The 6,532-nt window shown below is 39.5% G+C and carries 4 protein-coding genes; all 4 read right to left on the bottom strand.

Annotation, left to right across the window (positions count from 1 at the left end; translation table 11 throughout):
* Positions 1–2,158: DUF1156 domain-containing protein (locus PN447_RS17510; RefSeq protein ID WP_271764290.1), on the bottom strand; the 2,158-nt coding region annotated here is incomplete at its 3' end.
* A complete protein-coding gene (locus tag PN447_RS17505) occupies positions 2,122–2,355 on the bottom strand; it encodes a hypothetical protein (protein ID WP_271764289.1) in 234 nt (77 codons plus the stop codon). The genes PN447_RS17510 and PN447_RS17505, both read right to left, overlap by 37 nt.
* A gap of 5 nt (positions 2,356–2,360) precedes the next feature.
* Positions 2,361–2,768 carry a lysozyme inhibitor LprI family protein gene (locus tag PN447_RS17500; protein ID WP_271764288.1) on the bottom strand — a complete coding sequence of 136 codons (408 nt, stop codon included), beginning with the start codon at positions 2,766–2,768 and terminating at the stop codon, positions 2,361–2,363.
* Between the two features lie 194 nt (positions 2,769–2,962).
* Positions 2,963–6,043, bottom strand: coding sequence for a plasmid replication protein, CyRepA1 family (locus PN447_RS17495; protein WP_271764287.1), 3,081 nt, complete (start codon positions 6,041–6,043; stop codon positions 2,963–2,965).
* Positions 6,044–6,532 lie beyond the last annotated feature (489 nt).

Genomic DNA, 6,532 nt, shown 5'->3' with positions numbered 1-6,532 from the left:
AGTTAATCCCAGGGGGTTTAATCCGGCGCTGGGGGTCTGCTACCCTATCAGCAGCAGGGCGAGAATCTGCTGTTAAGCATTCCTCTAACTCCGGGGCTTTTTCAAACACAGTATTCCGTACTTCAGTTCGCACATCATCCCACCAAGCTTGCTCTGCTTTGGGGTCACGTTTGCGACATACTAAAAGCACGGTGCTAGATACAGCATTTTTCTGGGCTTGGTGTAAGTTTTGCGGATTTTCTGTACTTACAGCCCAAGATGCGGTAATTTCAAACCCAGCAGTAATCAGAGATTTAGCTAAGACATCCCACGCGCCAGAGTCTTTGTGGTTAAATTGTACTGTCATGACCCCGTCGTCCCGGAGGACACGGTGGTACTCAGCGAATGCCATGGCCATTTTAGCCTCATAGTCCTGGTTAGCGAGTTCTTCCGGGGATACCCCCATATTGCGGAAGCGGGAAGGGTTGGCGACGGCTTCCCGATCTTTGTCTGTAAGTTCTAGGTAAAATAGTTCCGGGAAGATATCCCCCAGGGTGCGTTTTAGCCAGATATAGAAAAAGTCAGATAATTCGGCGTATTGAATTGTGGCATAATAGGGGGGGTCGGTGATGACTGCATTAACTGAGTTATCAGGGATATGTGTGAGGTTATCCGCTGAGGCTGAGTCAATTTGAATAAGTTTAGGGTCTTGTTGTTGCAGTCCTGGGATGGTTGTTAAATCTGCTTTTGTTCCTAATAATGCACACAGGTTTTTATAGTCTGATGTAAAGACATCGGCACACCACAACCATAATTCACCAGCACCGTTAATTTCTGGATAGTTCCACATTAAATTAAGCGCGTGTTGTCCCGAAGCTGCTTGTGAAAAAGCTCTGGATGCTTGCCAATGTGATAATCTGCAATTTTTATCAACGCATCTATCTAATACTAAAGCTAAATAAGTTGAAATTGCTTGTGCTTTCTCCCATTCATGCTCACCTTGAATGAGTGCTTTGGCTTCGTTGATAATTTCAACGTAGGTAACCAGGGTTAAAAGTTGACGGGGGTTAAATAATTTTGACCAATTATCAATTCCGTACCTTAATATTTGATCAGTATTAAATCCAGCGTATATTTCAACATCCGGCAGTAACCCATTATCACCAAAATAGTGATAATTTAATTTTAAATGATCATTAGCTTGAGTAATTCCGTTTAAATCTAAATTATCGGGCAGTCTAAAATTTAAACTGCCAGTTCCTTGGCGATAAGCAATCCCATACAATTGGTATTCTAAACCTGTAGTTATTGCATAATTCATTAAATATTCCTGTTCAATCACATTCCCACAATTAGGGCATTTACCCACGCTCCTACTAATGGTAGCCATAGTATCAGGGTCATATTCCCCATCATCAGTTTCAATGGTTGTCCCCTTACCCTTTTTACCCTTAACTAATTCAAAATCAACCCGTTTCTGCTCAGGATTAGGAATTGGCTTGACGGCACACCATTTATGTAAATTCTGCTTTTCCGGGCGTTTATATAACCACCAATTAGGACTCAAAGGAACAACAGATTCACAATGTGGACAAACAACCGTATGCGCCCATAAATAATTCTGCACCTTTTCCCCTGGTAAAGAAGGGAAAAACTCAGCCAATCTTTTCTCGGCTTGGTCTCCCACCCACTTCACCCATTTATCAATATCCTGCTGTAAATCAGCGCCAAATTTGAGGGGATATTCCATGGCCGCTTTCATGGTCACCACCGCCACGGAGTTCAAATCAGAAGCTAGGACATTTAACCCATATCTCACCGCCTCAAAGGGGATACTCCCACCCCCAGCAAACGCATCTAATACCGTGGGTGTGCGAGTTCCCCACAGTTTCTCACAGTAATTATGGACTTTCTGAATTTGTGCAGGATCAGGGGTATTTTTATACAGCCTTACTTCCTTCCCTGGTACTAACCCCAGCAAATCTTTAAATTCATCCATAGTGATATCTGCTGGTAAGATAGAAGCCAAAACACTAGCGCGACTAAAAGATAATGGCTTCCGGGAATACCAGCGATGTAACCCTTTAAATGGATTTCCCCCGTGTTCAAAGTTTACCTGCTCGTTTAATACATCCACAGGCATCATTTTTTCAATAAATACGGAGGGGCGGTTTTGCATGACTGTTGACGGTTGACTGTTGACGGTGGTCGGTGAGCGGAGTCGAACCGTTGACGGTTGACGGTTGACTGTTGACTGTTGACGGGTGACGGTTGACGGTTGACGGGTAATTGATTTATTTTAATCCTTCGCCGAGAATTTACCATATTTTGGGGTATTTTTACCACCTGTTTCTTAACATTTAACACTTGTGGCATTTACATTAATCATTCCGCAACTCTTGGGTACGCTCCCGTGTCATTCTGGCAAGACAACTATAGTTAAAACCTACGCTTTGTATGCCACCCCAAATACTACTTCTATATTCACAATTTGTATCTCTATATTTAATCCATGCTTGTTGAGCGCGAATTAATTTTTGTTTACGTTCAGTAGACAAATCTGAGATGACTTGCCTATAGACTCGGTTGATTTCTCTATCAGCTTGCCCGTAATCTTTACGGAAGCATTCTGTTTGTTCTGATAAACTTCTATCATTTGAGCAATCAAGTTGTTTAACAGCAGTAACAGCTTGTATTGCAGATTTTTGGGCTAATTCAACTGTAAATGCAAATGTCACAATAGATAAAATCAATCCGCTTTTAAAACTTTTTCCTAGTAGATTTTTCATTGTTTACTCAAATTATAAATGAGATTTATGACGGATAAAATTAGGCATTTTCCCAGATAGATAATTATAATTTACCAAACCTCTTAGAGGATGTTTGATAAGTTTTATAAGGTGATTTTAGATACAGCATGAGGGACTTTCCAAACATCTTCTAAGATAAAAATTACTCGTTGCAAAGTTATAAAAAACAATATCTAACAACACAGGGTATAGTCATATTTTTCGCTTTGATCACCTTTGATACTGGTTATAATTAATTCATCGTGGTACTGCCAAACTTTAAAGATTTTTTCTCTACCATCGAAAAAAGTTTCTACATCTATTTCATAAAAATCATTTACCTTTTTCAGTTTTAAACCCATCAGATTTAAGAGTTGGCTAAGTATCTTTATCGGTGAAATAATGCCCTTTCCCTTGATGAAATCAATGCCTAGTAATCTTTTTATGTGTTTACTATGCTGTAAGACGATATCTTTCAGCAACAGTAAATCAGCATCATGTTCTGTAAATTTTCTTTCTGGTTCTAAAAATTCTGGCATTCTTAACCCCTTCATAGCTTCAACTTTACAGGTATAAGTCTTTAAATCTGGCAGAAAAACTTTACCATCACCCCAGAATAATTGCTGATGCCATTCTTGCTGATCTCTAACATGAAAATACTCGCTGTCATGGGTAAGATAATAGTGGAGGAGTAATTGGTAATAATACCCTTTATCGTCCCGCAACTTTAACAAAGGAGTAACTGCAATGCCATATTTTTGTCTCAGGGTATATTTGTCAATTTGGTGACGCTCTAATTCTGAAAGAGAAGGTTTATTTAATAGTTGTTCATACTCTAGATAATTAATGTCTCGCGCTGTGGTTACAGCTGTAGCAGCTAATAATTGATGGCGCTGCTTAATTTCTCTAATTTCGCATTTGATGTCTTTAGCTTTTTGACGCTTTTGTGCCCAATCTCTTTGCACTTTAACGATTTCTAAAACTAGTCTTTTGCGGGTTTCTATGTCCTGGGAATCTGTGGACAAAAATGCTAGACGTAAATCTCTGACAATGTTATTATGTACGGCATTACTTCGTAACCAAACTTGATGTCCATCTGCTATTAAACCATCTTGCATTGATTGGCGATATAGACGAATGGAAGCATTGACCCTAGCGGATAACTTTGACCAAGTACGCAAATGCATTGGGTCATAAACTAATGGCAAATCTATATTGATTTTATGTAACGGACTGAGTAAGGCTAAGTTTTCTTGTTGATTTTCTTGATACCAATCAGATAGTAGTCGATAATTTGTACTACCACTACCAATTAAGCCTATGCCTCGCTTGGCACACCAAACGATTCGTGGTACATTATCTCGTACTCTTGCTAATGCCTGTCGTGCTTCTGCGTCAGGAATTACCCCTTGAAAAATACCATAAACTCGGTCGAAGTGTTGAACATCAATACTGATTCCTGTACCAAGGCTGGGAGTAACGAAAATGGCATCATATTCAGGAATTTTTTGATTGATATTGCCTACAAAGTCAACTGCTGCATGGCCGGGTGTGCTGGTGGTGCGACTACTGATTACTAGGGATTTAGGGAATTGCTGTCTTAATTTTTCTAATCTTTCTTTAAGGTAGCCTTCAATGGTTTCACAACTATAACGCCCAGAGCGACTATCAGTTGTAACGTAACATTTACGCCCTGCTATTAAATCCAATTCTAGTTGGTGAATTAATGGTGTGGGGTTAGGAGAGTCATAAAAAGTTACATCCCAGCCGTCCTGGGGTTTCCATTTATTCACTAGTACCCAAGGAGTTAATTTAATTCCTGATAGTCCTTGCAAATATTCTAATGATACATCTGATAAGTCAGCATCTTGGGCAATGACTAACCCTTCTGTGGTCAAGACTGTAGAAATTAGCTGTTGGAATAATTTTAAAATCTTTACTCGTTTATGTTTACAAGTATTACTGTTGAGGAGATGCCACAAAGACTGTTCTACTTCATCTAAAATTAATATTGCTCCTCCCCATTCTTGGGGGTTGAGTTTCCAAATTGAATCAACACATAAACCGCAGGATTTAGGTTTTTTCCAGGACTGGCTGACCAGGGGTAAATCTTGATCTGATACCATAACAAAGTCGCTATCATTATAGCCCCATTCAATACCAATTTTTTCACACAAAAAGCGACCTAGTTGAATTCTGTGAGTAATTAATAATATGGGTCGATTTGAAGTTTTAGCTTGATTAACAATGGCTTGCAGTGCTGTGGTTTTTCCTGTTCCTTTGGCTGATTTTAGTCCCACTAATCCAGATGTGGGATAAGATACTTTTTCTAAGTAAGGACAGTTGAGTGTGACTGTAGGTGGAATGGTTAGATGAGTATGGGGTTTCTTTTGGGCTAAATAAATTTCTAAATCAGTGCTTTGGCGATATACTTTCTCGAAAGCACTTGCACCTTTAGCAACAATTAGATCATCAACACCTTTTTCTTTTCCTGGGAGTTCGATAACTTTGACTGGACATTTTTGCTCTTGGAGTAAACAACCCAGTTGGGAGATGGCGTTATTAATAGCAGCAAGTTTTCTCGGTTGAGTTTCAAAATCAAAACAAATATAAAAGCAGCGCTTTGTCATCGCAAATGCTGCTAGGTCGGGAATCAGCTGACGAGTCGTGACTTTACCAAAGATATCTTTGACGACCCGATAACCGCTGGTAATTCCCGGAATGGCGATCGCAGGGTATCCTTGTGTTAATAATGCTGCTGCTTTTTTCGCACCTTCGCAGATGATTACAGGTAAGTTTTGTGTTCTGACCCATTGCCAAAAGCCTTGAGCTGCCCCATCAGCATCAACATTGACACTGCTAGGTATGGCTATATTATACCGTTGAGAGACTTCCTGCCAAATTTTTAATGTTACCCGCAGACAAAATACCCGTGTTGGTGTGCTGGGTGGATGTTCGTACTTGATGGATTTGCCATTCTGATTCATTCGGGGTTGGTTGGGTTTAAAACATCCCCATTCCATTGGTTCCCAATTATTCAGAGGATCTACACCAGAACACCACCAACCGCCAGCAGTAACGTGATCATAGCGATGTAACCAATTACTCTTAACTCTACCAGTGTTTGTGCGGGGAATATCCTCAGAAATTAGCAGATAATCATAAGGTGATGCGTCCTGGAGAGATTTAAAATTTAGTTTTACTATATGTAAATCTATACTACTGTTCTTGACTAATTCCTCAAGGTGTTGGGTGTCTAAATATTGCAGATGCATGGGAAGAACCTTGAACGGAATACGATGGATTTAAAACTTACCATGTATTTGCCGGTTTTTTATGGGAGAAATTACGTTGTTTATATGGTACTTTTTTACTTCGTTTTAAGGAATACATCGGTTAGTTATCAAGTTCCTGACTCTGTGAGACTATGTTGCTGAAGTAATAAGCTTGTATTGTAAGATTTGCTGGTGATTAATTTTAATTTTTTCAGTAAATTTCCGTCTTTATGAATTATTAACTGTTTTAAATTGTTTAAAACCCTCAGGGTAGGTTTAGCGATTGCCTTTGGCACTAGGCTATGGCTACGCCACGGAAGCTATTACGCAATCGCTTTAAGTTTTTTTGGCTCTACCGTACTTGTTATGCTAATTTAACAACTGGTTCGAGGGAACAGGGAACAGGGAACAGGGAACAGAGATTAAGAAGGAATATTCAGGCATTTTCTTCAATAACCAACATTATTTCCCTTATACGGTAAGCTTTTT

Origin of the sequence: Anabaena sp. CS-542/02 (genome assembly GCF_028331085.1) — a bacterium.
Lineage (GTDB): Bacteria > Cyanobacteriota > Cyanobacteriia > Cyanobacteriales > Nostocaceae > Anabaenopsis > Anabaenopsis arnoldii.
Note: the sequence above shows the minus strand (reverse complement) of the source record. Positions and strands in the feature narration are given on the sequence as shown.